We start from the raw sequence: 24241 nt of genomic DNA on the forward strand, positions 1-24241 counted from the left end.
CTGAAAAGTCCTGAACGGCACCTGCGGCGTCCGTCGCGGCGGCATGCGCGCCGCCGCGACGGACGGCAGGCTTACGCCTGCAGGAACGCGAGCAACTCGGCGTTGATGCGATCGGCGCTCACCACGCACATGCCGTGCGAGCCGCCTTCGATCACCTTCAGCACCGCGTGCTTCACGATCTTCGACGACAGCCGGGCCGAATCGTCGATCGGCACGATCTGGTCGTCGTCGCCGTGCAGCACGAGCGTCGGCACGTCGATCTTCTTCAGGTCCTCCGTGTAGTCGACTTCGGAAAACTCCTTCACGCACAGGTACTGGCCATGGATGCCGCCCATCATCCCCTGCGACCAGAATGCGTCGATCGTGCCCTGCGACACCTTCGCGTTCGGGCGATTGAAACCGAAGAACGGCACGGCCAGATCCTTGTAGAACTGCGAACGGTTTTCCGCGACGTTCTTGCGGATGCCGTCGAATACCTCCATCGGCAGGCCGCCCGGATTGGTCGCCGATTTCACCATCTGCGGCGGCACCGCGCCGATCAGCACCGCCTTCGACACGCGTTTCGTGCCATGCCGGCCGATGTAGCGCGCGACTTCGCCGCCGCCGGTGGAGTGGCCGACGAGCGTCGCTTCGCGCACGTCGAGCGCGTCGAGCAGCGCGGCGAGATCGTCGGCGTACGTGTTCATGTCGTTGCCGTTCGACGGCTGGCTCGAACGGCCGTGGCCGCGGCGGTCGTGCGCGATCACGCGATAGCCGTGCTGCACGAGGAACAGCATCTGCGCGTCCCACGCGTCCGCGCACAGCGGCCAGCCGTGCGAGAACACGACCGGGCGGCCGCTGCCCCAGTCCTTGAAGTAGATCTGCGTGCCGTCCTTCGTGGTGATCGTGTTCATCGTGTGCGCTCCTGAATGCGCGGAAGAGGGGTGGCGGGAGGGCGTGCCGGCCGCGGTCGCCATCGCGGGCAGCGCGGCGGCCGCGACGGCGGTCGCGCCGGCGAGCAGCATGTCGCGGCGGCGAGCCGACGAAACGGCGTCGGTCTGTTCGGGATGCATCTGGACTCCTGAGGTGTGCGGCGGCGAGGCCGCGGGATGGTGGATCGGTGGCGGCCGGCCGCGGCCATCCCGCCCGGCGGCCGTCCGGCGTGCGCCGTCGCGTCGGTTGGTGCGCGCGGACGATCGGATGCCGTCAGGAGCGTATCCCGGCGCGGTGCGCGCCGTACTGAAATCCGGCTGAATTTTCTTGAACGCCGCGGCGCCGCGAGCGGCATTGCCGCACTGCAGAAAAATTAAGCGCGTGACCGGGACTCTTCAGCGCACGGCGACTATCGTCAGCATCGGGTCACCCGCCGTGTGTTTGCCGCGACGCGAGCGGGCCCCCACGCCCGCACCGCCCGTCACTTGCCTGGATAAGCCGCCATGGACGCCTTCAATCGTTGGGAGCACATGATCACGTCGCTCAGGCCGTCGCCCGCCGCGAGCCTCCGGATGATGCCGCACGAGCGGACGGCGGACGGCTCCTGTCGCCCGCATCGGGACGACGCGCCGACGCCATCGAGCGGCGACGTGCGCCGCCGCAGCGCGATCGTCGCCGTCGAGCGGCAGACCGATTCGTCGATGCTGGTGTCGTGGAGCGATCCGACGCGCTGCCGCTACGACGAGCAACGCTGGATCTGCGCGAAGGCGCGCAGGCTGGCGCGCTGCGCGCTCACCGGGCAACCGATCCGGGTGGGCGACGTGATCTACAAACCCCAATGGCGCGGCGAGAGACGCCCCGCGAACTGCCGCGAGATGATTCTCGCGGCGGCGCTCGAGCAGTTCGCCGCCCGGCAGTCCCGCGCATGACGCGCCGCGCCGCACGCTTCGGCCGCGCCCACATCCGCGGGCGCGGCTTCCCTATTCGGAAGGAACCCTCATGAGCACGTTCACCACCCGCGACGGCGTGTCGATTCACTACAAGGACTGGGGCAGCGGCCGCCCGGTCGTGTTCATTCACGGCTGGCCGCTGAATGCCGACATGTGGGACGTGCAGATGCACCATCTCGCGTCGCACGGCCTGCGCTGCATCGCGTACGACCGGCGCGGCTTCGGCCGCTCCGGCCAGCCGTGGGGCGGTTACGACTACGACACGCTGGCCGACGATCTCGCGACGCTGCTCGACACGCTCGACCTGCATGACGTGACGCTCGTCGGCTTTTCGATGGGCGGCGGCGAGGTGGCCCGCTACATCGGCCGGCATGGCACGAAGCGCGTGTCGAAGGCGGTGCTGATCGGTTCGGTGACGCCGCTCATCGCACGCCGCGACGATCATCCGGAAGGCGTGGACGTCGCGCTCTTCGACGGCATTCGCGCGGGCATCGCGGCCGATCGCGCCGCCTTTCTCGACGGCTTCTGGCCCCTCTTTACCGGGTCGAACCGCGACGGTTCGACGGTTTCGCGCGCCGCGCTCGACTGGACGTCGTTCATGGCGTGGCAGGCCGGGCTGAAGGGCACGCTCGATTGCGTTCGCGCGTTTTCCGAGACCGACTTTCGGGCCGACCTGCAACGATTCGACGTGCCGACGCGCGTGATTCACGGCGACGACGACCAGACGGTTCCGCTCGCGCTGACCGGCGCCGCGACGGCGAAGCTGGTCCCGCATGCGACGCTGAGCGTCTACGAAGGCGGTCCGCATGCGCTTTACCTGACGCACGCGACGCGGCTGAACGACGAGCTGCTGGCGTTCGCGCGGTCCTGAGCGCGCGCCGCGGCACCGCGCGGCGAATCGATTCGAGGCGATGCCGATAATCCCGCGGATATTCGGCCGGTGCAACGGATCGAGCGGAAATGAATCGGGAATCGGCCGGGCGAATCGAAAAGGAAAATGCGCGGCATTTCCGCGCTCGGCAATTTCGTCTGATATATCGAAATCGCGTTCATGGGCGCATCCATGATTTGCACATGAAACGGGCATCGTCGTGCCGCATGCCGGTGCATGCGGACGTGTCGGGCGCCGCGCCCGCCGCGGCATTATCGTCATTTCAAAAAATTCGAGCCGTCCATTCTGATAATTTGAATCATTCGATCATGCAAATACCGTAGCATTGATGGCGAACCGGCACCCGATTTCAGCCGGGCGCCGTTGAATGTCACCCTCAAGAAATTCCCATGATCCGGATTGGAACACTTCACGTTTTTCTCGACAGACGTGAAATTCGTTCGAACGGCAAGCTGCTGCGCATCGGCAGCCGCGCATTCGAAATTCTCGAACTGTTGATTCGGGCGAACGGTGCGCTGGTATCGAAAGATGAAATCATGCAGCGCGTGTGGCCGCACACCGTGGTGGAAGAAAACAACCTGCAGGTGCACATCGCATCGCTGCGCAAGGCGCTGGCCGGCGACCGGAACCTGATCGTGACGGTACCCGGTCGCGGCTATCGGCTGGTTTCCGGGCAGGACGCGGGCGCCGCGCCCGTGCGCCCGGCGACGTGGCGGCCGTCCGCCGCGCCGGGCGCGTTGTTCGGCCGCGAACAGACGGTCGCCGACGTGCTGGCCGCGCTGCGCACGGCGCGCATCGTGACGCTCGTCGGCGCGGGCGGCATCGGCAAGACGCGCGTCGCGATCGAAGCGGCGGCGCGTGCCGACGCGCGCTTTCCGGAAGGCACCGTATTCGTTTCGCTCGCCACCGTCGCGTGTCCGCGCTTCGTGCCGGACGCGCTCGCCGGCGCGTTCGGCATCACGCAGCCGACCGGCTCGCTGACGCTCGAAGCGGTGCTCGCCAGCGTCGCGCGGCGCCGAATGCTGCTCGTGCTCGACAACTGCGAGCACCTGCTCGACGCCGCCGCGCGGATCGCGAGCGCGCTCACGGATGCGGACGACGGGCTGTGCGTGCTCGCGACGAGCCGGGAATCGCTGCGCATCCACGGCGAGCGCGTGTGCCCGGTGCCGCCGCTCGACATACCGGGCGAAGACGCCGGCGATCACGAGGCGATGAGCGCGAGCGCGGTGCAGTTGTTCGCGGCGCGCGCACGTGCGGCCGATCCGCGCTTTCCGCTCGATGCGCGCAGCCTGTCGTTGATGGCGTCGGTCTGCCGCCGCCTCGACGGCCTGCCGCTCGCGATCGAGCTGGCCGCGGCACGCGCCGCCGTGCTCGGCATCGACGTGCTGGCCGCCCATCTCGACGATCACTTCCGGCTGCTGACCGGCGGTTTTCGCACCGCGTTGCCGCGCCATCAGACGCTGCAGGCGATGTACGACTGGAGCTACCGGTTGCTCGGGGAGTCCGAGCGCCTGCTGCTGCGATGGCTCGGCGTGTTCCGCGACAGCTTCGCGATCGAGGCCGTGCGCGAGGTCGTCGGCGCCAACGGGCTGGCCGGCGCCGACCTGCTCGATACGATCGCCGGCCTCGTGTCGAAGTCGCTGCTGATCCTCGAGACCGCGCACGGCACGCCGCGCTACCGGCTGCTGACGACCACGCGGGCCTACGCGCAACAGCAGCTCGACAGTCACGGCGAGGGCGAGGCTGCCGCCCGCGCGCATGCGGCCTACTTTCTCGCGCTGTTCCGGAGCGCGACCCACGGCGGCGAGCAGCCAGGCGGCGAGCCGGGCGGCACGACCCGGCTCGACGCGGTCCGGTGCGAACTCGGCAATCTGCGTGCTGCGCTCGACTGGGCATTTTCGGCGCGCGGCGACGCGGCGCTCGGCATCGCGCTCGCGGCCGTCGCGGTGCCTTGCCTGTTCGATCTGTCGCTCGTCGACGAATGTCGGGAGCGCGCGCGCGTCGCGCTCGATGCGATGCGCGACGCGGATGCCGCCCTGGTGTCCGACGATGCGCGCGTGCGATTGCTGGCCGCGTATGCGGCTGCGCTCGCGCATACGGCGGAGTCGACGCAGGCGGCGCATGATGCGTGGTCGGAAGTGCACGCGCTCGGATTCGATGCGGCCGAGGCCGAGTTGCCGTCGCGCGAGTCGTGACGCCGGGTTCGCGCGCTGCTCGCCTGTTTCAGAACGATTCAGCCCGGATACAGGACAGCGGCAGGCGGCACGCGTAGATTGCCTGGACGGCGGGCGCCGGCATGCCACCCGGCGCACGCCGCCGTGCATCCCGCTCAATCGACGAAACGCCGTATGAATCCTGCCCACTCCGATCTTTCCAGCCACGCGACCGATCTCGGCCTGCTGTTCCTGCGTGTATCCGCCAGCGTGCTGCTGCTCGTGGTTCACGGCCTGCCGAAGATCCTGCATTACACGGCCGAAGCCGCGGCCATCGAGGATCCGTTCCATCTCGGCCGCACGCTGTCGATCGTGTTCGCGATCTTCGCGGAGGTCGTGTGCCCGATCTTCATGATCGTCGGCCTGTACCCGAGGCTCGCGGCGCTGCCGGTGATGATCGTCACGCTCGTCGCGCTGGTGTTCGTGCACCCGGACTGGCCGCTGCGCGATGCGCAGTTCGCATGGATGCTGCTGATCCTGTTCGGCACGATCGCGATCGCGGGCGCCGGCCGCTACGTGTTGCCGTTGCCGGGCGTCGCGCGCCGGCGGGACTAGCCGCGACCGGCGCGACGGCGGCCGGCACGCGATGCGTCCGATGATTCCGTTCCCGCGGCGACGTTCGTCTTGCCGCCTTGACCCTTTCGCGCGCCGCGCTGGCGATCCGACATGTTGAATTTCTCCGATACGGCGATCTACGGCGCGCCGATCGTGCTGGCCGATCTCGCCGCGTGGCGGCTGTTCGGGCACGCGCGCCCCGTGACGCGCGCGATCCGGCGCTGTGCGGCGTTCGCCGCGCTGAGCGCCGTGCTGTTCGCGACCGGCGTGAGCCCGCTCGCGGTGCCCGCATCGATCGGCGGGCTCGACCGGATCGCGGTCCAGGCGATCTGCATCGCATGGTGGCTCCAGTGCGCGATCGTGTTCAGCCTGCTGCTCAATCATCTGCTGCTGCCGCGTGCATGGCACAGCCAGCGGCTCTTTCACGACATCGCCGCGGGCATCGTGTTCGGCGCGGCCGCGGTGGCCGCGCTGGGCTACGTGCTCGGCCTGCCGTTGAGTGGCCTCGTCGCGACCTCCGGCGCCGTCGCGGTGATACTCGGTCTCGCGCTCCAGAACACGCTGAACGACGTGTTCTCCGGGCTCGTGCTGAATACCACGCAACCGTTCCGGCTCGACGATACGGTGTCGATCGGCGAGCTCGAAGGGCGGATCGTCGAGAGCAACTGGCGCGCGACGAAGCTGATCGACAGCCTCGGCAACCTGGTCGTCGTGCCGAACAGCGCGGCGGCGCGCGCCACGATCGTGAACCTCAGCGAGCCGGCCGGCCTGCACGGCGTCACGCTCGCGCTCGACCTCGATCCCGCGGTGCGGCCGGCCGTCGCCGTCGGCGCACTGGAGCGGGCCGCGGCGAGTTCGCTCGACGTGCTCGCGCGCCCCGCGCCGATCGCCGTCGTGAAGGCGTTCCGCGCGAACGCGATCCAGTACGAACTCGTCTGTTACGTCGACGCACTGCAGAAGAAAACCACCGTGCGCAACGCGCTCTACGATCTCGCGCATCGGCACCTGGCCGCGGCGGGCGTCGCGTGGCGGCCGCTCGCGGGCGCCGCGCCGGCGTGTGCGTCGCCATCGACATCGCAAGCGCATCCGGTATCGCGCCGGCTGCTGCTGTTGCGGGCGGTCGAATTGTTCGCATGCGTCGACGACGACGATCTGGCCGTGCTGGCCGATGCGCTGGTGGCGCGTTCGTTCGGCAAGGGCGACGTGATCTATGCGTCGAATGCCGAGTCGCGCGTGCTGACGATCGTCGAATCGGGCGTCGCGGCGGTGTTCGTGCCGGGCGCGGCGGGCGACGTCAAAGTCCGTCGGATGGCGCCCGGCGATGCGATCGGGCAGTCGGTCGTGCTCGCCGGCACGCGGCTTCATGCGACCGTCCACGCGGTGACCGCGATGACCGTGCATCAGCTTCGCAGCGAGGATCTGGCGGCGCTGATCGGCAGGAAGCCGGCGCTCGGCAGGCTGATGTGCGAGTCGCTCACCGAACATGTCGCGACCGAGGAAAGGATGATGATTCCGCCGGTCGAGCAGGCGCACGCGGGGTTCAGCCTGATCGGATGGCTCGAGAAGGAAATGAAGCGGCTGCACGATTCGCTCGGCTGACGCGCGGCGCGGATCGCGAAGGTTGCCGGCGGGACGGGAGGACGTGCGCTTGCCGTCGCGGCGCGTGGCGCCGTGCCGGGGCGCTGCGTGACGCGTGCGATGCCGGGCCGTCAGTCATCGGCGGGCGGCCGGGGGGGGCAGCGCGTGCGGCCCCGGCGTGCCGACGGGCGGTGAACGGGCGCGTCAGTCGGGTGTCGTGAAACGCTCGACGAGATCCGGCTGGTCGAGTTGCTCGACCCACCAGTGCAGCGCGCGGCCCGCCTCGTCGCCGCGCCACGCGAGATAGCAGTGCGTGGTGTCGCGCATGCCCGTCACCTGGCGCGCGACGAGCTTGCCGTCGGCGATCGCGCGCGCCGCGATGCATTCCGGCAGCGTGCCGACCGCGAGCCCTTCGCATTGCGCTTCCAGTTTCGCGGCCAGCGTCGGTACCGCGAGGTAAGGCTGGCCCGCATCGATCGCGACCGACTGCGGCTGCAATTCGCGCGACGTATCGCTGATCACCGCGCCGCGATACTGGACGACCGACGCCATCGCGAGCGGTTCGGGCAACGCCGCGAGCGGATGGGACGGCGCGACCGCGAACACGTGCCTGAGCGAGCCGATCGGCCGCGCGACGATGCCCGGCAATTCCGGCGGTTCGCCCGCCGCGCCGACGACGAGATCGGCCCGCCGCGAAATCAGCGCATCCCACGCGCCGCCGAGTACTTCGGTCGACAGCCGCAGCCGCGTGTCCATTCCGAGCGCGTAGAAGCGGTGGACGTACGGCCACAGCGCGCCGAACGGCAGAATTTCGTCGATACAGACGCGCACTTCCGTTTCCCAGCCCTGTTGCGCACGCAGCGCCTTCAGCTCGAGTTGCTCGGCCGCGCGCAGCAGGCGGCGGCCTTCCTCGACGACGATGCGTCCCGCATGCGTGAGCTTCGCGCGCCGGCCGCTGCGGTCGAACAGCGCCACGCCGAGATCGCTTTCAAGTTTCTGCACGAGGTAGGTCAGCGCGGACGGCACGCGATGCAGCAGTTCCGCGGCTTCGGCAAAGGTTCCGGTGCGGTCGATCGCGTCCAGGGCTTCGAGCGCTTCGAATGACAGCTTCATCGCAAATTCCGGTAGGGGGTGGCTGGCGCATCATACCAGTGCCGGTGCGGCGCGAGCGGCGTGCGTCACCGGGATTTGCTAGAGTGGCCACTCCTGTCATTCGTCTCTTCGCATCGTCCCATGACCACCGCTCAGCCGGACACCGCATCCTCCGATTTCATCCCGGCCGACGTCAGGCAGACCATCGTCACGCAGGCGTTGCCGAAGGGGCAAATCGGTATCGTCCGACTCAAGACCTTGCGCCGGAACATGGGGCTGACCGCGCCCTATGAACTGGAGAATACGGATCTGATCGTCTTGCAGTTGCATGCGTTCGGCGAACAGGATCTGTGGCTCGATGGCCGCCCCGCGCCGTTCGTTCCGTACGACGCGGGAACCGTGTCGATCTACGATCTCGACCGTCGCTGGGTGGCCGACCTGAAGGGCGCGTTCGATTGCCTGCATTTCCACCTGCCGCGCCCCATGCTCGAGGAAACGGTCGACGACCTCGGCGGCCGGCGGCGGCCGCAGCTTTATCTGCCGCCGCATCTGAGCACCCACGATTCGGTCATCCATGCGCTCGGACGCGCGCTGCTGCCCGCGCTGGCCCGGCCTGGCGAGGCATCGCAGATCTTCATCGATCACGTAGGGCTGGCGTTCCAGGCGCACGTCGCGTGCCGATACGGCGGCATCGGCAAACGGCGGGAAAAGTCGGACGGCAAGCTCACGCCGTCGCAGGCGCGCCGCGCGAAAGAGCTGCTGCTCGCGCATCTCGACGGCAACGTCGGGCTGGCCGACGTGGCGAGCGCGTGCGGGCTGTCTCGCAGTCATTTCGTCAAGGCGTTTCATCGGACGACCGGGCTGCCGCCACATCGCTGGCTCATCGTGCAGCGCGTCGAACGGGCGAAGGAGTGGATGCGCAACCCGGACGTGCCGTTGAGCCTGATCGCCGCCGCGTGCGGCTTCGCCGATCAAAGCCATTTCTCGCGAACCTTCACGCGGTTGACCGGTGTCACGCCACGCCGGTGGCGCGCGGACCATACGTGATCGCGATCGTCGCGATGCGAAGGCGGGGTGCGCCGGTCCGCGCCGCGAGCTGCCATGGCGGATCGGCGGCGTATGTTTCGGGCAGCCGGTGCGACTGCGTGGCCAGCACGAGATCGCGGGCGATGGACGGATGCGATGCGTGCGCGTGCAACCATGACGCGGTACAGTGCGGGTTCGCGACCCGCACGAGCGCTGCGCGCTTCGTTGTCCGCGTCGTCCTGCAGCGTCGCGCGTAGACGACGTCATGGGCCCATGCCGCGAGCTCGATGGCCGGCCACGGCGGTTCCGTACGATACGGCGCGAGGTGCGCGAACAATTCCGCCAGATGCGCGAGCGTGTGATCGAAGCGCCGCGGCTCGCCGTATTCGCGCTCGACGAGCGGCCACACGGCCGCCGTGCCGAAGCAGGCATCGCGGGCGGCGCGCAGCATGCGCGCGATATCGGGGGATACGGCGTTCATGGCGGCGCTCGCTCGGGCGGACGATGCGCGCAGCATGGCAAACGTGGCGCCGTGCGGGCATGCAACTTGCGCGCCTGCACGGGCCGCATCACTTTGGAGATTTTCATGAAACGACGCTGGCCGCGACAACCGATGCTCGCGATAGGTGTGTTCGCAACGTTCGGGCTGCACGCAGCCGTCGCATCGGCGGCGCCCGACGTGTCGATCAGCCGCGCCGATTACGGGACGACCGCGAGCGGGCAGGCGGTGAGCCAGTACACGCTCGCGAACCGGCACGGCGTGACGCTGAAAGTCATCACGTACGGCGGCATCGTGACCGCGCTCGACGTGCCCGACCGCACCGGCCACGTTGCCGACATCGTGCTCGGCTTCGATTCGCTGCGCGACTACGAAGCGCACAACGGCAACATCCATTTCGGCGCGCTGATCGGCCGGTATGCGAACCGCATCGCGGGCGGGCGTTTCACGCTCGGCGGCAAGACGTGGACGCTGCCGGTCAACGACGGGCCGAACACGCTGCACGGCGGCCCGGACAGTTTCGACGCGAAGGTGTGGAAGGTCACAGGCACGCACAGCGACGCGGCCGGTTCGAGCGTCACGCTGCGCTACGTGAGCCCCGACGGCGAGAACGGCTTCCCCGGCACGCTGACGACGGACGTCACCTACACGCTGACCCGCGACGACGAGATCCGCATCGACTACCGCGCGACGACCGACCGGGACACGGTCGTCAACCTGACCAACCATAGCTACTTCAATCTGGCGGGGCAGGCGGCCGGCAGCGTCGAGCGGCAACTGATCGAGATCGCCGCATCGCGTTTCACGCCGACCGACGGCACGTCGATTCCGACCGGGCAACTGGCGAGCGTCGCGGGCACGCCGATGGATCTGCGCCAGTTGACGCCGATCGGCGCGCATTTGCGCGATGCGTATCCGCAGCTCGCGATCGCGCATGGCTACGACCAGAACTGGGTGCTCGACCAAGGCGGCCAGACGGCGCCGGCGTTTGCCGCGCGCGCTTACGACCCGGCGTCCGGGCGGTTCCTCGAGCTGTACACGACGCAGCCGGGGCTGCAGTTCTATACGGCCAACGGGTTGAACGGCAGTGTCGCGGGCAAGGGCGGGACGGCCTACCGGCAAACCGATGCGTTCGCGCTGGAAGCCGAGCACTTTCCCGATTCGCCGAATCATCCGGCCTTCCCGTCGACGGCGCTCAAGCCGGGCGAGACGCTGCATGAAGTGACGGTGTGGCGGGTAGGCGCGCGATGAGCGTCGGCGGACGTGCGTCGGTCACACGTTGATCACGCCGCGGCCGATTTCGATCACGCGCCCGCCGACGCCGATTTCGCCCGCGGCATCGACCGACAAGCGCAGCAGGCAGGGCCGGCCGACGGCTTCGCCTTGCTCGACCCGAAACGCGGCCGGCAGATCGTGTCCGGCGGCGAGCAGCCAGCCGCCCAGATTCGCGCAGGCCGATCCGGTGCCTGGGTCTTCCGACACGCCGCCGCCTTGCTTCACGAAGAAGTAGCGGGACACGACCGTCCCCGGGCGCGCGGCATCGAACGCGAACACATAGGCGGTCTTGCGGCCGAGGCTGCTTCGCGGCCAGACGTCGAGGTGCGCGCTATCGGGCTGCGCGCGCCGCACGGCGGCCGGGTCCTTGAGCGCGACCAGCAACTGGTCGGCACCGGTGTCGACCCACAGCGGCGGCGCGAGCAGGTCGCTTTCCGCGATTCCGAGCAGCGCCGCGACCTGCGCATTCGGCAACGCGCACGGCGCCGTGTTCGGCATGCCGGCGTGCGGCGCGATGAAGGTCCACACGTCGCCGCGCGCGGCGACGTCGACGACGCCGGCCTTGAATTCGAGCGACAGCGCATCGCCTGCCTCGAGCAGGTCCCGCACGACGTGCGCGGTGCCGAGCGTCGGATGGCCCGCGAAAGCCATCTCGTAGCCGGGCGTGAAGATGCGCACGCGTGCATGCGCGCGCTCGGACGGCAGCACGAAGGTCGTCTCCGACAGATTGAACTGCACGGCCAGCGCCTGCATGGTCGCGTCGTCCATGCCGCGCGCATCGTCGAACACGCACAGCGGGTTGCCGCCGAACGTCGATTCGGCGAAGACGTTCAGCAGGCGGAAGGTGTACTGGGTCATCGGTATCTCGTGTGGGTCAGCCCTGTTTGTCGAGCGGTGCGAGCATCGCCTGCATGTCGGGATGCTTCAGCACTTTCCGGTATTCTGCCGGACTCGTCGCGTCGATCAAGACGCGGCCGCTCACGTCGGCCTTGATGGACTCGACCGCGAGCAGCGCGATGACCGGATGGGTCGTCAGCGTCGCGTGGTCGGGCGACTGGTCGCCGAATTCCGCCATCACTGCCTCGGTATTGTCCGCTACCGCGACGGCCAGCCGCCGGCCCGAGAGCCGAAGTCTCGCGCTGGCGCCGCAGGGCATCCGGGGCGTGACCGCGTTCATCCTGAAGTCGCCGCCCGGCCGCGCGCTCGATGCGGCGCGATGAACGCGCGCGTCGCGGCGGGGGGTCGGCGCACGTCAACGACGTCAATGCGACGACACGAACACCGCATCGTCGAACGCTTCCGGAATCGCGAAGCTCGCGCGCATGCGCTGCGCTTCCTTCGCCGGCGTCAAGCCGAACAGGCGCTTGAATTCCCGGCTGAACTGCGACGGGCTCGTATAGCCGACCGCATAGCCGGCCGCCTCCGCCGTCAGGTCCTGGCGCACCATCAACAGCCGCGCCTGATGCAGCCGCGTCGATTTCAGGTACTGCATTGGCGACACCTGCGTGATCGCCTTGAAGTGACTGTGAAAGCTCGGCACGCTCATGCCGGCTTCGTCGGCCAGTTGCGACACGTCGAGCGGCCGCGCGTAATCGGCGTGGATCATGCGCAGCGATCGCCCGATCCGGCCGTATTGCCCGCGCATCGCCAGCGCGCTGCGCATCGCGTGGCCTTGCGCGCCGGTCAGCACGCGGAAATACAGCTCGCGCAGCAGCGCCGGGCCGAGCACGGCGGCGTCGAGCGGCCGCTGCATCGCGTCGACGAAACGCAGCACCGACGCGTGCATCGCTTCGTCCATCGGCGTCGACATCATGCTCTTCGGCGCCTGCACCGTTTCCGCGACGCCCACGCGGTCGATCTGCGCGGCGAGTTCGGCGGCCAGCGTGAAATCGAGGTGCAGGTACAGCGCGAGCAGCGGGCGCTCCGGCGTCGCGTCGGTTTCCATGCTGAACGGGACCGGCACGGAGACGGCCAGGTAATGGTGTTCGTCGTACAGATAGCACTCGCCGCCGAAGTAGCCGCGCTTCGACCCCTGGCACACGATCACGATGCCCGGGTCGTACAGCACCGGCGTGCGCGACAGCGCGCGGTTCGAGCGCAGGATGCGCACGCTCGGCAGCGCGGTCAGGTTGTAGCCCTCGTTCGGCGCCAGCGCGCGCAGCAGCGCCACCAGGCGCTTCCGGTCGCGCGGCGACAGCGCTGGAGGTCGGGCGGAGACGGACACGGTGCTCATAGTTTTGTGCAAGAAAATCAGCGGAATCGGGCTTATTCGGCGTCGTTCGTCAGACTAGTATGCACGCTTGAATCGACATTCGGGAGAAGCTCACATGGCATCCGGCAACATCATGCTCATTACCGGCGGCAGCAGCGGTTTCGGCCGCGCGCTGGCCCAGGAAGCGCTGGCCGCCGGCCACACGGTGGTCGGCACGGTGCGCAGCGCGCAGGCGGCGCGCGACTTCGAGGCGCTGTCCGCGCAGGCGGCCGTCGCACGCGTGCTCGACGTGACCGATTTCGAGCGGATCGACGGCGTCGTCGCAGACATCGAGGCGAACGTCGGGCCCGTCGACGTGCTGGTGAACAACGCGGGTTACGGGCACGAAGGGATCATGGAGGAGTCGCCGCTCGACGAGATGCGCCGGCAGTTCGACGTGAACGTGTTCGGCGCGGTCGCGATGATGAAGGCCGTCGTGCCGTTCATGCGCGAACGCCGGCGCGGCCGCATCCTGAACATCACGTCGATGGGCGGGCACATCACGATGCCGGGCATCGCGTACTACTGCGGCAGCAAGTTCGCGCTGGAGGGCATTTCCGAGACCCTCGGCAAGGAACTCGAGCCGTTCGGCATCGCGGTGACGGCCGTCGCGCCGGGTTCGTTCCGCACCGACTGGGCCGGCCGCTCGATGGCGCGCACGCCGCGCTCGATCGCCGACTACGACGCGCTGTTCGACCCGATCCGCCGTGCGCGCGAGGAAAAGAGCGGCAAGCAGCCGGGCGACCCCGCGAAGGCCGCGCGGGCGATGCTCGCCGTGATCGCGGCGGACCATCCGCCCGCGCATCTGCTGCTCGGCAGCGACGCGCTGCGGCTCGTGCGGAGCAAGCTGGCGGCGCTGGACGACGAAATCCGCGCGTGGGAGGCGCTGACGGTGTCGACGGACGGCTGACGCGCCGCCTCGTCCGTTTCCTGCCGGTGGAGGATCGGCCATCGCATTGCACGATGGCGTCGTGGTTTCACAATAAAGCCGATAATGGCGGCGGCCCGTTCGCCACGTTCATCCACCTCACAGGAGTACCGCGATGCCATACGTCACCACGAAGGACAACGTCGAGATTTTCTACAAGGATTGGGGTCCGAAAGACGCGCAGCCCATCATGTTCCACCACGGCTGGCCGCTTTCCAGCGACGACTGGGATGCGCAACTGCTGTTCTTCGTCCAGCACGGCTATCGCGTGATCGCGCACGACCGGCGCGGGCACGGCCGCTCGGCGCAGGTCTGGGACGGCCACGACATGGACCATTACGCGGCGGACGCGTTCGCGGTCGTCGAGGCGCTCGACCTGCGCAATGCGGTGCATGTCGGCCATTCGACGGGCGGCGGCGAAGTGGCGCGCTACGTCGCGAAGCACGGCGAGCCGGCCGGCCGCGTCGCGAAGGCCGTGCTGGTCAGCGCGGTGCCGCCGCTGATGCTGAAAACCGAATCGAACCCCGAAGGCCTGCCGCTGGAGGTGTTCGACGGCTTCCGGAAAGCGCTCGCCGACAATCGCGCGCAGTTCTTCCTCGACGTGGCGAGCGGCCCGTTCTACGGGTTCAATCGCGAAGGCGCGACCGTGCACCAGGGCGTGATCCGCAACTGGTGGCGGCAGGGGATGGAAGGCAGCGCGAAGGCGCATTACGACGGCATCAAGGCGTTTTCGGAAACGGACCAGACCGACGACCTGAAGTCGATCTCCGTCCCGACGCTCGTGCTGCACGGCGAGGACGATCAGATCGTGCCGATCGCGGATGCCGCGCTGAAGTCGATCAAGCTGCTGAAGAACGGCACGCTGAAGACGTACCCGGGCTATTCGCACGGCATGCTGACGGTCAATGCGGACGTGCTGAACGCCGATCTGCTGGCGTTCGTGCGGGCATGACGGTGGCGGCGCCGGCCCGCCGCGGCGGGCGGCGCCGCGATTGAAAACCGGCGATCCGGCCGCGCGAGCAAAAGGGCCGATCGCCCGCCCTCTGCTTCACCCCAAATCGACGAAGCGAACGCCCGGATGCGCGAGGCGCGGCATCCGGCCGGCCAGGAACGCATGCAACTCGCGCACCTGCGCGGTCTTCGCTGAGTCTTCCGGCCACACGAGGTAGTACGCATCGCCGGTGCTCACGGCCGTCTTGAACGGCAGCACGAGCTGCTTCTCGTCGAGGGCCGTCGCGCACAGCGCGAGGTCGCCGATCGACATCCCGTGGCCGGCGATGGCCGCCGCGATCCCCTGTTCGAGCATGTCGAACACCTGCCCTCGCGTGATGTCCACATCGAGATCGTGACCGCTGCCGTTGAGCCAGCGGCGCCAGTCGCGCCGGTCGGGCGACGGATGGATCAGCTCGCACGCGGCGGGATTCGTACGCGCGAGCGTGGCGGTGGCCCGCGAGCACACCGGAATCAGCCATTCGTCGAACAGCTTCACGCAATGCGTGCTTTCGCCGAACTTGCCCGCGCCGAGCAGGATCGCGCAATCGTAGGATTCGCTGAAAAAATCCACGGTATCGACATCCATCCACACGCTCGCGATCTGCACCTCGAACGCCGGCCGCGTGCCGCGAAAGGCGGCCAGCGCGTCGAGCAGCCAGCGCATCGTGAGCGTGGAGGGCGCCTTGAGCCGCAGCACGTCGCGTTGCGTGCGGAACAGCATGCACGCTTCCTCGATCTGCCGGAACCCGCGCCTGAGGCCGGCCGCGAAGATATGGGCTTCCGCCGTCACGGTCATCCTGGGCCCGCGTCGGACGAACAGCTTCCGGCCGAAGTAGGCTTCGAGCGTCTTCACGTGCTTGCTGACCGCGCTTTGCGTCAGGCTCAGTTCCTCGGCGGCCAGCGTGAACGAGCCGGTGCGCGCGGCACTCTCGAATGCGCGCAACGCGTAGACGGGCGGAAGCGGTTTGGCTTTCATGGATTTCGAATATGAATAAAACTCATGTCATCAGACAGGATTTTCCGTTTTAGCTCGACAGAGCGGGCGCGTGATACTGCTTATCGCCGTGTCTTTCGCGATATCGGACCTCCATGATGCCACTGTGACGTACACGCCCCCGACTCATCAAACAGAACTTTTTGTCATGACGCTCCATTACCCGCTGCTGTTCGCCTACCTCGCCGCGATCGTGCTGCTCATCGCGACGCCCGGCCCGGTCGTGATGCTCGTGACGGGCACCGTCGCGCGGCACGGGTTCCGTCAGGGCGTGCTGACCGCGGTGGGCGCGAACGCCGCGAGCCTCGTGATGATCGCGGGTGCGATGCTGATGGTGTTCGGCGTCGTGATGGTCAGCGCCCGCCTGCTTGCCGGGCTGCATGTCGCGGGGTGCCTGTTCATCGCGGGGCTTGCCATCCGGACGCTGCTCGGCGAATGGCGCGCCGCCCGCGAGCGTGGCGGCGACGGCGCGGCCGCAGCGGAGGCGGCGGCGGGCGAACCCGCGGCGGGCGAACCCGTGGCGCGGCCGCGCGGTTTGCCGGGCATCGTGCGCGGTTTCCTCGTCGGCATCGCGAACCCGAAGGACCTGCTGTTCTTCGTCGCGTTCTTTCCGCAGTTCGTCGCCATCACGCCCGATTCGCGCGTGAGCCTCGCGATCCTCGCCGCGTTGTGGATCGCGGTCGATTTCACGATCCTGACCGGCTATATGGCGGCGATCAACCACCCGGCGATGCATCGGAAGCAGCGATGGATCTCGGCGTCGTCGGCGCTCGCGCTGCTCGCGATTGCGCTCGCCGGGCTCGGCAGCACGATCGCGGGCGCCGCTTAGTGCAGCGTACTGCCGCGGCGTTCGGCGTTACCGCTTCGTTGGCGCCGCGTGCGGCCCGTTATCAGCGTGGACGGGTTTCAGCCGTTGCGCAGGAACACGACGTAGCCGCGGAACCACGGGTTCGTCGCGAGATACGGCGGCGCGTCCCAGTCGCCGCCCTGGATCACGCCGATGCGAAACGGCAGTTGCAACCGCGCGACGCGCGGCAGGTACGCCGCATAGTCGGGGATCGTGCGGCGGCCCTGGTAGGTCTGAACGACCACCTCGTCGACGATGCCCTTGAGCGCGTTGACCTGGTCGGTATCGATGCGGCTGCTCCAGTCGAGCAGCCCCGTGATGCTGAGCCGGCAATCGGCGGGCAAGGTCTCGCGCAGCGTGCGCAGGAACGCGAGGTAATCCTGCAGGTGGCGCGTGCCCGCATCGAAATCGATCTGGATGCCGGCGATCGTGCGGCCCGATGCACGCCAGCGCGCGAGCTGCGCGAGCATGATCCGCGTGACGCGCGGCGTCCAGCGCAGCGTATGCGCACGATAGACGAGCCACACGCGCGCGTGGGGCGCGGGCGGCAGCGCAACGCCCTGTGCGATCACGCGCACCTGCGACTCGTCCCGCGGCGACGCCTCGATCTGTCCTTGCAGCACGTAGACGATGCGCGCGTCGCGCACGACCGCCTGCGGCTTCACGCCGGCCCACAGCCAGAACGCGTCGTACCGCGCGGCGTCGACGGTGCCGGCCAGCGCGACGCGCGCGGCCAGCAGCAGCGCGACGCACGCGATGCGCTTCATGCGGCCTACCAGTAGTAGCGGAGCTTCTGCGCCCACGGGCTGCCCGGATAGGCTGTCTTCAGCGTGTCGAACCAGCGCTTGCGCGTGCTCTTCGACACCTCCTTGCCGCCGCATTCGTTGGCGCCGGCCGGTGCATAGCACCTGATCGCACGGTAGAACGCGTACGCGCGATCGTTCGGGTTCGCCTGCGTATCGGCCATCACCGTCACGTAGCTCGACATCCGCTCGTACGGCTTGCCGGCGAACTGCGACGGCGCCGCGCCGAGTGTCGGCGGCACGCGCGTGGCGGCCGCGCTCGATCCGTTGCGGACCCACGCGGGCACCGGATCGATTTCGAGGCCCGACGCCGGCGGATGCACGCGCACGAAATCGGCGAGGCAGTTCAGCCCTTTCGGATCGGCCGGATTCTGCTGCAGCGTCGCGGCGACGTCGCGCGCCGACGGGCACGTGTAGCCGTCGTCGTTTTTAGCGCCGGCGGCGATGAAGGGCTTCAACGGATCGGCGGGCGTGCCCGCCACCAGCGCGGTATCGGCGAGGAAGTCCGCGTAGTGCGAACGCGTGAGTTCCTTGTACAGCAGTGTATACAGCGCGGTGTCGCGCAGCGCGCCGCTCGTCGCCTGATTCTGCGCCTGCGCGCGCAACAGGTCGGCATTGGCCGCGCGCTGCAGCAGCACCGCACGGATCGCGGCGTTCTGCACGAGCGAATCGTCGGCGAATGCGTCGTTGACGAGCCCGGCCTGTTCCAGGTTGATCGCGAGCGCGAGTTCCAGCATTTCGCGCTGGAAGCGGAATTTCGCGAGCGGGATCAGGTCGCGCCACAGCTGGCGGGCCGTGTCGTTCTGGCCGCTGTCCTCCAGCGCGAACCCGCGCAGCGCCTGCTGGCTGAGGCCGAAGTAGTCGAGCGGCGCGGCGGGCGTCCGCGGCAGCAGATCGAGGGCGGCGTCCGGCTTGTGCCCGATCTGCACGTACCAGGTCGCGAGCAGGTAGTCGTACAGCGCGGGCGCGTTCGCGAAGCGCGGCTTCTGCGCCTGCAGTTCGTCGAGCGTCATCGGCTTGCGGCTCGCATCGCTGCTGTCCGACGCGCGCATGCGCAGCAGGTCGACGGTGGCGAGCACGGTCGGCGACTGGATCTGGCCGGCGTCGAATTCCGGGCCGAACAGCAGCTTGCTGTCGAGTTCGTTCGCCAGTTGCATCAGCGGCACGTTCGACGTCGCCGGCGACCAGCGCGCGAGCGCATGGCCGTACAGGTCGGCCTGCTGCGTGACGTTGCCGCCGAGCCACGCGACCCGTCGCAACAGCCCGGCCGCGGACACCGCATAGCGCCCCTTCGGATACACCTTCAGGTAGGTGCGGAACACGGTGTTCGCCGCGTCGAGCGACACCTTCGTCACGCGCGCGCGCGTCGGCGTCGGGCTGTCGTGGTCGAATGCGTTGGCTTGTGCGGCGTTCAACTGCGCGCGCCCGGCCATGTAGAGGCCGGTTTCCTTCAGCCACGGGTCCGCGCTGTGCGATGCGTTCGCGAACGCGCGGGTCGCGGTGAGGAAGTCGGCGCGATAGAACGCGTTCGTGCCGTCGAGGTACGCGGCGAACTGCTGGCCGAGCGGCGACTTGACCGGCGGCTTCGCCCACGCGGCGCTCGCGGCGCCCGCGCCACAGGTTTTCTGCGCGATGTCGGCGCGTGCCGCGCGCAGGCGGGCGGCTTCGTCGGCGGGCAGGCCGCCGGCGCTGCCGAGTGCTTCGTTGAACGCGTCCGCGCCGGCGCTCATGCTGCGGCAGATGCTGCCTTCGCCGTCCGCGTACCGGTTCGACGACGCATCGGCGTCCGCCGCGCTACCGGTCTTGTCGGGCTCCTTCTGGCCGATGTAGATCCATCCGGAGAAATCCATCGGGAACGGCACGACGATCTGGTTGATCCGCTCTTTCGCCGGGATGGTCTTCGGGTCCGGGAACACCTGCGCGACCTTGGCGCTGTCGGCCATCATCAGCATCGCGTTGATGCGCGTGTCGTTGGCGGGCGTCAGCATCGGCACGTTGCCGCACGAGTATGAAGCCTGCCGGAGCGTGGTCGGCACGTAGCAGCCGTCGTCGCCGCTGGCATGGGCGGCCGGCATCCAGAGCAGGCTGGCCGCCAGCGCGGCGAACAGGTTGCGGTGCAGCGTCGGTGTTTTTCGCATTTTTCTTGTGCTGGTTAGGGGCCGCGACGGCCGGGTCTCTCAGGGGGGCGCGCTGCCCCGGCGCGTATCGTACCTCACGCCGCGTGACGGCCGGCGGGGCGCCAACCGAGCCGGGCGCGCGCGAGCGTCGCGGCCGTGCCCGCGCCTCACGCGCACACGCTGCTGGCGATGCCTCCGTCGTTCATTTCGTCGAGCGTGGCGCGCAAATCGTCGATGGCCACCATCAGCTCGCGCACTTGCCGCAACGACGGGTACTGATGCAGCACGGCTTGCCATTGCGGCAGCGTCAGCAGGGCATGCCAGATGACGCCGAGGCCGTCCGGATCGGCGTCCGGCCGCCGCGCGAGCGCGCTCGCGTATTCGAGGCTCGCCTGCGCGGACAGCAACTGCATCCGGCTCGCGGCGCCGAGCAGGCGCGGCGTCGCGTCCGCGGACGCGTCGCAGCAATACAGTACTTCGCGCGGCAGCGCCGCTTCGTCGGTCGTCAATGCGTGCAGCGATGCGCCATGCACGCGCACCGTGCCCTGGTGCGTCTCGAATGCATAGACCGTGTCGGGATCCGCCTGCGCGAGCAGGTTCAGGCCGCGCAGCAGCCGCGGCAGATCGGTCGTCGCGGCATCCGCGGAGGCCTTTGCTTCGACGAGGAAGCGCACGTTCCACGCAGGCGCCGGGTCGCCGCCGCGCGCACGTTCGAGCAGGATCGCATCCCATTCGGTTTTCGCGCGGTCGTGCCGGCCCGGGATCGACGACGGCACGCGCATCGACGTGACCACGCGGTAGGTACGCTGCTCGTCCACCGCGTCGAGCCGGCGCGCCAATGCGTCGAGCGCCTGTGCCGCCAGCGCTTCGACGGCCGCGCCGCGCCGCTGGGACGCGGCGCCTTGCGCGACGGCCACCGTGCTGCCGACGAGCGGCCCCTGCCGGACCCACAACGCGCGGTAGCGACGAACGTCCTCGTCCGCGGCGAGCGCATCGAGCCGCAGCATGCGTTCGAGCGCGGGGCTGTCCTTGAGCCTGACGATGTCCTGCTCGAATGCCGTGTCGGTCGCCGTCTCGGGCCGCGCGAGCAGGTGCGCGAGCGCCGCGTGCAGTTCGGCCCACGACGCCGCGGCCGCGGCCGCGTGCAGGCGCGCGAGGCCGTCGCGTTGCCATGCGTGGGCGCTGCGCTCGAGCTTGGCCGGGTGCGCGATCGCATTGACGGCCGAGTGCAGCGCGCGCCGGTCCTGCTCCGCGTGCGCGGACAACGACGCGTATTCGCGCACGTTCGGCGCATCGTGGCGCAGCACCGATGCCTGAAACGACGGATCGCCGGACGACGGATCCATCGCCTCGCGGATCATCCGCCCAAGCGCGTCGATGAAGCGCTGCCGCAAGTCCGCGCCGGGCGCGTGGCCGTCCGCCCGCATGCTGCGCGCTTCCTCGATCACGATCGCCAGCGCGGTGGCCGGGTTCGTCGCGTCGGTCAGCGCCGACGCGCGGTCGAGCGGCGGCAGCCGGTAACGGCGCGCGACGGTGCGCAGCGTCGCGTCGAGCAGGGCGGGAAGCGGTGTCAGCGACATGGCGGACGGCGTGAAAGCGACCGAACCGTCACGCGGTCAACGTCACCGACAGGCTGCCGAGCTCGCCGAAGCGGACCGTCAGCACATCGCCGAGCGGCACGTCGATCGCGCCCGCGTACGAGCCGGTCGTCACGATCTGGCCGGCGCGCACCGCGTCGCCGCGCGACGCGAGGAAATTGACGAGCCACACCAGCGGCTTGAGCGGATCGCCGTCCGGATGGCTGCCGTCGATCGTGCGGTTCAGCGCGCCTTCGAACGACAACGCCAGCGTCGCGAGCGGCACGTTCAACCCATCGGGCACGACCGGGCCGACGCACAGCCCCTGGTTGAATTGCCCGTCGGCCAGCAGCTCGAACTTCGACGCGCGCGCGGGCTCCGCGTAGCGGCAGCCGAGCACCTCGAGCACGATGCGCACCTCGCGGATCGCCGCGCGCACGTCGCCTTCGTCGTACGGCTGCTCGCGCGCGGGCAGGTCGCGATCGAGCACGAATGCGATTTCCGGTTCGATCCGCACGATCGGTCCGCCGACGACGCGGTACGGTGCATCGGCGTCGCGGATCGTCGACGCGAAGATCGGCGCGAGGATCACGCGATCGGGCGGCGGCAGCGCGCATTTCCATCCGCCGACGGGTTCGCCGAGCAAATCGGCCACGCGCTGCTGGATCGCGAGCGCGGTCTCGATGTCGTCGGGACGCAGTGCATCGGGCAACAGCGGGCCGGGCGAGCCGGCATGGCGGGCGGCGACGAGATGCTGGGCGGCGCCGTCCACGCGTTCGATAGTCGTTGTCATGTCGGTTGAGCGAGTTGAAAGTGGGGCCGGCAAAAAAGGGCCGGACGAAAGTCGCATGGTTGATGATAGCGCCTTCGGCGCGATGGCTGTTCGGTCGTGTCGGGATCGAGAGCGGCAACGCGAGCACGGAAGCCGGCGGAATCCGCCCGGACGCTCCGACCGACATGCGGATCGGCGGCCTGATCGACGACGTGGTTCGCACTTCCGGTTCCGCTTCGCCGCTTGTCCGGGCGACCGCGTCCTCCGGTCGCAGGCCGGACGTCTGCCGGCTTGATCGTCGTCAAGACTGGAGCCCGCTGTCGGCCGATGATGGTGACATGGCCGCGCGACAGGGCGCACGGCAGTTCACCCCAGCGAGGTTCGCATGTACGAGAAAATCATGGTGGCCGTCGACGGCAGCGCTTCGTCGAAACAGGCGCTTGCCGAGGCCGTGAAGGTGGCGCTGGCGGGCGACGCGCACGTCAGCGCCGTGTATGTGGTCGACAAGTCGGTGCTGTTCACGTATGCGGGCCGTCTCGATCCGCATGCGCTCGTCGAGGAAATCCGCGACGACGGGCGCAAGGTGCTGCGCGAAGCCGAACAGGTCATCGCGCTGGCCGGCGCGAAGGGCGACGCTGAACTGGTCGAGACCGAGAGCATCGGCGAGGACATCGCGGAGCGGCTGCAGCGCTACGTGAAGGAGCGTGGCATCGATCTCGCGGTGGTCGGCACGCACGGGCGGCGCGGCATCCGGCGCGTGCTGCTCGGCAGCGTCGCCGAGCGCTTCGTGCGCGGCTCGAAGTGCCCGGTGCTGCTGATTCGCGGCGACGACGCCGACGTGAAGGCGGCCTCGGCCGCGGCATGACGCGGTGCGCGCGATGATACGCCGCCAGTACCGCATCGTCGTCGCGGCGATCGCCGTGTTCATGTCGCTGGCCGGAATGATGGCCGTCGTGACGGGCCTGTTGTTCGATGCCGCGACGATGCTGCGCGGCGGCGCCATCGCGTTGATCGTCGGCGTGGCCGGCTTCGTCGTGATGTTGAACCCGGGGCCGAAAGGCGAGGAGTGATGCGTCGCGTCGCGCTCGATGGCGAACGCATCCGCACACGTCGACATGCTGTCCCGCGACGATCCGCGCCAGCCGTGATGTGGGGTTTCCCGACGATCACGGCTTGCCGCGCGTGTCGTCACGTGCGGCTCGTACCGGGCGCCGTCGCACCGGCCGAGCGCGCCTGCACGTTCAACCGCTTCAACGTTTCCGCCAGCGCGGCGTTCGCCGGCTGAATTTTCTCCGCCTGCGCGAACGCGTTGCGCGCTTCATCCCGGTGGCCCAGCTTCCACAGCACTTCGCCCTTGCGCTCGAGCCCGATCGCCAGGGCTTCGCGCGCGTCGTCGTCCTTCGCGAGGATTGCGATCGCGCGGTCGAACCATGCGAGCGCGTCGTCGTTGCGGCCGAGGCGATACAGCGCCCAGCCCTTGCTGTCGAGCGCATACGCCACGTCCGGCGATTGCGCGAGATGCGTGTCGATCATCGCGAGCCCGCGCTCGACCGCGACGCCCGCATCGGCGAGCCGATAGCCGACGTCGTTCAGCAGATCGTCCGGAATCCTGTCGAAAGATCGACGTTGCTCGGCGTGCGCGACTGCGCGTAGTCGGGGTAGCCGTTCGCATCCGAATGGCCGCACGGCAGATATCCGTTCTCCACGTCTAGCAGATACGGGACGCCGGCGTGCACCTTTTGGCCGCCCGGGTCGATCAGATGGAACGACTCGCCGAGGTCGCCGTCGCCGACGACCGCGTTGAACACCCACTTCTTTTGCGGATGCCATTTCGGCAGGCGAATCCTCGCCGTGCGGCCGGCCGCGTCCGTCGTGCCGAAGATCACGCTGTCGTGCTGGTCCGGCTTGACGGGCACCCCCGCAATGACCTGGCCGGGCAAAAACAGCCGGTCGCGCACGTTCGGCCG

At 68.9% G+C, this 24241-nt stretch carries 24 protein-coding genes and 1 pseudogene; 12 read left to right on the forward strand and 13 right to left on the reverse strand.

Going from position 1 to position 24241, the window contains the following annotated elements; genetic code table 11:
- Positions 1-71: 71 nt before the first annotated feature.
- Positions 72-1052, reverse strand: a complete 981-nt coding sequence (locus LGN10_RS25930) for an alpha/beta fold hydrolase (protein WP_226225487.1) — start codon at positions 1050-1052, stop codon at positions 72-74.
- A 363-nt stretch (positions 1053-1415) separates the two neighbouring features.
- On the opposite strand from LGN10_RS25930, the gene LGN10_RS25935 reads away from it, so the two are divergent.
- The 5 genes from LGN10_RS25935 to LGN10_RS25955 all read left to right on the forward strand — a co-directional run bounded on the left by LGN10_RS25935 (position 1416) and on the right by LGN10_RS25955 (position 7121).
- Positions 1416-1841: a DUF3331 domain-containing protein gene (locus tag LGN10_RS25935; protein ID WP_319001258.1), complete on the forward strand. Its 426-nt coding sequence runs from the start codon at positions 1416-1418 to the stop codon at positions 1839-1841.
- A gap of 70 nt (positions 1842-1911) precedes the next feature.
- On the forward strand, positions 1912-2733 hold the full coding sequence (locus LGN10_RS25940; protein WP_226225489.1) for an alpha/beta fold hydrolase: 822 nt from the start codon (positions 1912-1914) through the stop codon (positions 2731-2733).
- Between the two features lie 410 nt (positions 2734-3143).
- Positions 3144-4949: a winged helix-turn-helix domain-containing protein gene (locus LGN10_RS25945; protein ID WP_226225490.1), complete on the forward strand. Its 1806-nt coding sequence runs from the start codon at positions 3144-3146 to the stop codon at positions 4947-4949.
- Between the two features lie 153 nt (positions 4950-5102).
- Positions 5103-5522: a DoxX family protein gene (locus tag LGN10_RS25950; protein ID WP_059574865.1), complete on the forward strand. Its 420-nt coding sequence runs from the start codon at positions 5103-5105 to the stop codon at positions 5520-5522.
- A gap of 111 nt (positions 5523-5633) precedes the next feature.
- Entirely contained in the window at positions 5634-7121 is a 1488-nt protein-coding gene (locus LGN10_RS25955) for a mechanosensitive ion channel family protein (RefSeq protein ID WP_226225491.1), read from the forward strand.
- A 183-nt stretch (positions 7122-7304) separates the two neighbouring features.
- Here the strand turns inward: LGN10_RS25955 and LGN10_RS25960 are convergent, their stop codons facing one another.
- Complete coding sequence (locus LGN10_RS25960) at positions 7305-8213, reverse strand: LysR family transcriptional regulator (RefSeq protein WP_059574869.1); 909 nt, start codon at positions 8211-8213, stop codon at positions 7305-7307.
- 120 nt (positions 8214-8333) lie between these two features.
- On the opposite strand from LGN10_RS25960, the gene LGN10_RS25965 reads away from it, so the two are divergent.
- Entirely contained in the window at positions 8334-9239 is a 906-nt protein-coding gene (locus LGN10_RS25965; RefSeq protein ID WP_226225493.1) for a helix-turn-helix domain-containing protein, read from the forward strand.
- Here the strand turns inward: LGN10_RS25965 and LGN10_RS25970 are convergent.
- On the reverse strand, positions 9205-9699 hold the full coding sequence (locus tag LGN10_RS25970) for a hypothetical protein (RefSeq protein ID WP_226225494.1): 495 nt from the start codon (positions 9697-9699) through the stop codon (positions 9205-9207). The two genes, LGN10_RS25965 and LGN10_RS25970, sit on opposite strands and share 35 nt — an antisense overlap.
- 105 nt (positions 9700-9804) lie before the next feature.
- Between LGN10_RS25970 and LGN10_RS25975 the strand changes: the two genes are divergently transcribed.
- Complete coding sequence (locus LGN10_RS25975) at positions 9805-10968, forward strand: aldose epimerase family protein (protein ID WP_060967504.1); 1164 nt, start codon at positions 9805-9807, stop codon at positions 10966-10968.
- A gap of 21 nt (positions 10969-10989) precedes the next feature.
- Here LGN10_RS25975 and LGN10_RS25980 read toward each other — a convergent pair whose 3' ends face one another.
- From LGN10_RS25980 to LGN10_RS25990, 3 genes and pseudogenes are all read right to left on the reverse strand, one after another.
- Positions 10990-11850: a PhzF family phenazine biosynthesis protein gene (locus tag LGN10_RS25980; RefSeq protein ID WP_059574872.1), complete on the reverse strand. Its 861-nt coding sequence runs from the start codon at positions 11848-11850 to the stop codon at positions 10990-10992.
- A 16-nt stretch (positions 11851-11866) separates the two neighbouring features.
- Positions 11867-12142 (reverse strand): annotated as a pseudogene (locus LGN10_RS25985) (TrmB family transcriptional regulator); the annotation flags it as partial.
- A gap of 111 nt (positions 12143-12253) precedes the next feature.
- Positions 12254-13225 carry an AraC family transcriptional regulator gene (locus LGN10_RS25990; protein ID WP_226225495.1) on the reverse strand — a complete coding sequence of 324 codons (972 nt, stop codon included), beginning with the start codon at positions 13223-13225 and terminating at the stop codon, positions 12254-12256.
- A gap of 94 nt (positions 13226-13319) precedes the next feature.
- Here LGN10_RS25990 and LGN10_RS25995 point away from each other — a divergent pair, with 94 nt between their 5' ends.
- Both LGN10_RS25995 and LGN10_RS26000 read left to right on the forward strand, forming a co-directional pair.
- Positions 13320-14153, forward strand: a complete 834-nt coding sequence (locus tag LGN10_RS25995) for an oxidoreductase (protein ID WP_226225496.1) — start codon at positions 13320-13322, stop codon at positions 14151-14153.
- A 133-nt stretch (positions 14154-14286) separates the two neighbouring features.
- Positions 14287-15123 carry an alpha/beta fold hydrolase gene (locus LGN10_RS26000; protein ID WP_226225497.1) on the forward strand — a complete coding sequence of 279 codons (837 nt, stop codon included), beginning with the start codon at positions 14287-14289 and terminating at the stop codon, positions 15121-15123.
- Between the two features lie 96 nt (positions 15124-15219).
- Here the strand turns inward: LGN10_RS26000 and LGN10_RS26005 are convergent, their stop codons facing one another.
- Positions 15220-16140 (reverse strand): LysR substrate-binding domain-containing protein, encoded by a 921-nt coding sequence (locus tag LGN10_RS26005; RefSeq protein ID WP_059574882.1) that lies wholly within the window; start codon positions 16138-16140, stop codon positions 15220-15222.
- Between the two features lie 166 nt (positions 16141-16306).
- Here LGN10_RS26005 and LGN10_RS26010 point away from each other — a divergent pair, with 166 nt between their 5' ends.
- Entirely contained in the window at positions 16307-16987 is a 681-nt protein-coding gene (locus tag LGN10_RS26010; RefSeq protein ID WP_226225498.1) for a LysE family translocator, read from the forward strand.
- A gap of 77 nt (positions 16988-17064) precedes the next feature.
- Here the strand turns inward: LGN10_RS26010 and LGN10_RS26015 are convergent, their stop codons facing one another.
- From LGN10_RS26015 to LGN10_RS26030, 4 genes are all read right to left on the reverse strand, one after another.
- Positions 17065-17772 carry a DUF3142 domain-containing protein gene (locus LGN10_RS26015; RefSeq protein WP_060967369.1) on the reverse strand — a complete coding sequence of 236 codons (708 nt, stop codon included), beginning with the start codon at positions 17770-17772 and terminating at the stop codon, positions 17065-17067.
- A 5-nt stretch (positions 17773-17777) separates the two neighbouring features.
- Positions 17778-19946, reverse strand: coding sequence for a hypothetical protein (locus tag LGN10_RS26020; protein ID WP_226225499.1), 2169 nt, complete (start codon positions 19944-19946; stop codon positions 17778-17780).
- Positions 19947-20092: 146 nt separating this feature from the next.
- Positions 20093-21505: a 3-deoxy-D-arabino-heptulosonate 7-phosphate synthase gene (locus tag LGN10_RS26025; protein WP_226225501.1), complete on the reverse strand. Its 1413-nt coding sequence runs from the start codon at positions 21503-21505 to the stop codon at positions 20093-20095.
- A 28-nt stretch (positions 21506-21533) separates the two neighbouring features.
- A complete protein-coding gene (locus LGN10_RS26030; RefSeq protein ID WP_226225502.1) occupies positions 21534-22295 on the reverse strand; it encodes a 2-keto-4-pentenoate hydratase in 762 nt (253 codons plus the stop codon).
- Positions 22296-22659: 364 nt separating this feature from the next.
- Here LGN10_RS26030 and LGN10_RS26035 point away from each other — a divergent pair, with 364 nt between their 5' ends.
- Together LGN10_RS26035 and LGN10_RS26040 are read left to right on the forward strand one after the other, a co-directional pair.
- A complete protein-coding gene (locus LGN10_RS26035) occupies positions 22660-23139 on the forward strand; it encodes a universal stress protein (protein WP_226225504.1) in 480 nt (159 codons plus the stop codon).
- 13 nt (positions 23140-23152) lie between these two features.
- Entirely contained in the window at positions 23153-23344 is a 192-nt protein-coding gene (locus tag LGN10_RS26040) for a DUF2964 family protein (RefSeq protein WP_059640780.1), read from the forward strand.
- A gap of 118 nt (positions 23345-23462) precedes the next feature.
- Here the strand turns inward: LGN10_RS26040 and LGN10_RS26045 are convergent, their stop codons facing one another.
- Positions 23463-23960, reverse strand: coding sequence for a tetratricopeptide repeat protein (locus LGN10_RS26045; protein ID WP_226225506.1), 498 nt, complete (start codon positions 23958-23960; stop codon positions 23463-23465).
- Positions 23864-24190: a hypothetical protein gene (locus LGN10_RS26050; protein ID WP_226225508.1), complete on the reverse strand. Its 327-nt coding sequence runs from the start codon at positions 24188-24190 to the stop codon at positions 23864-23866. Before LGN10_RS26050 ends, LGN10_RS26045 begins: the two co-directional genes overlap by 97 nt.
- Positions 24191-24241 lie beyond the last annotated feature (51 nt).

The organism is Burkholderia sp. AU32262, assembly GCF_020419985.1.
Lineage (GTDB): Bacteria > Pseudomonadota > Gammaproteobacteria > Burkholderiales > Burkholderiaceae > Burkholderia > Burkholderia semiarida.

Bases quoted from the DNA above. Each gene is read 5' to 3' on its own strand.
- LGN10_RS25930 (WP_226225487.1), bottom strand. From the start codon at position 1,052: ATGCATCCCGAACAGACCGACGCCGTTTCGTCGGCTCGCCGCCGCGAC.
- LGN10_RS25935 (WP_319001258.1), top strand. From the start codon at position 1,416: ATGGACGCCTTCAATCGTTGGGAGCACATGATCACGTCGCTCAGGCCG.
- LGN10_RS25940 (WP_226225489.1), top strand. From the start codon at position 1,912: ATGAGCACGTTCACCACCCGCGACGGCGTGTCGATTCACTACAAGGAC.
- LGN10_RS25945 (WP_226225490.1), top strand. From the start codon at position 3,144: ATGATCCGGATTGGAACACTTCACGTTTTTCTCGACAGACGTGAAATT.
- LGN10_RS25950 (WP_059574865.1), top strand. From the start codon at position 5,103: ATGAATCCTGCCCACTCCGATCTTTCCAGCCACGCGACCGATCTCGGC.
- LGN10_RS25955 (WP_226225491.1), top strand. From the start codon at position 5,634: ATGTTGAATTTCTCCGATACGGCGATCTACGGCGCGCCGATCGTGCTG.
- LGN10_RS25960 (WP_059574869.1), bottom strand. From the start codon at position 8,213: ATGAAGCTGTCATTCGAAGCGCTCGAAGCCCTGGACGCGATCGACCGC.
- LGN10_RS25965 (WP_226225493.1), top strand. From the start codon at position 8,334: ATGACCACCGCTCAGCCGGACACCGCATCCTCCGATTTCATCCCGGCC.
- LGN10_RS25970 (WP_226225494.1), bottom strand. From the start codon at position 9,699: ATGAACGCCGTATCCCCCGATATCGCGCGCATGCTGCGCGCCGCCCGC.
- LGN10_RS25975 (WP_060967504.1), top strand. From the start codon at position 9,805: ATGAAACGACGCTGGCCGCGACAACCGATGCTCGCGATAGGTGTGTTC.
- LGN10_RS25980 (WP_059574872.1), bottom strand. From the start codon at position 11,850: ATGACCCAGTACACCTTCCGCCTGCTGAACGTCTTCGCCGAATCGACG.
- LGN10_RS25990 (WP_226225495.1), bottom strand. From the start codon at position 13,225: ATGAGCACCGTGTCCGTCTCCGCCCGACCTCCAGCGCTGTCGCCGCGC.
- LGN10_RS25995 (WP_226225496.1), top strand. From the start codon at position 13,320: ATGGCATCCGGCAACATCATGCTCATTACCGGCGGCAGCAGCGGTTTC.
- LGN10_RS26000 (WP_226225497.1), top strand. From the start codon at position 14,287: ATGCCATACGTCACCACGAAGGACAACGTCGAGATTTTCTACAAGGAT.
- LGN10_RS26005 (WP_059574882.1), bottom strand. From the start codon at position 16,140: ATGAAAGCCAAACCGCTTCCGCCCGTCTACGCGTTGCGCGCATTCGAG.
- LGN10_RS26010 (WP_226225498.1), top strand. From the start codon at position 16,307: ATGACGCTCCATTACCCGCTGCTGTTCGCCTACCTCGCCGCGATCGTG.
- LGN10_RS26015 (WP_060967369.1), bottom strand. From the start codon at position 17,772: ATGAAGCGCATCGCGTGCGTCGCGCTGCTGCTGGCCGCGCGCGTCGCG.
- LGN10_RS26020 (WP_226225499.1), bottom strand. From the start codon at position 19,946: ATGCGAAAAACACCGACGCTGCACCGCAACCTGTTCGCCGCGCTGGCG.
- LGN10_RS26025 (WP_226225501.1), bottom strand. From the start codon at position 21,505: ATGTCGCTGACACCGCTTCCCGCCCTGCTCGACGCGACGCTGCGCACC.
- LGN10_RS26030 (WP_226225502.1), bottom strand. From the start codon at position 22,295: ATGACAACGACTATCGAACGCGTGGACGGCGCCGCCCAGCATCTCGTC.
- LGN10_RS26035 (WP_226225504.1), top strand. From the start codon at position 22,660: ATGTACGAGAAAATCATGGTGGCCGTCGACGGCAGCGCTTCGTCGAAA.
- LGN10_RS26040 (WP_059640780.1), top strand. From the start codon at position 23,153: ATGATACGCCGCCAGTACCGCATCGTCGTCGCGGCGATCGCCGTGTTC.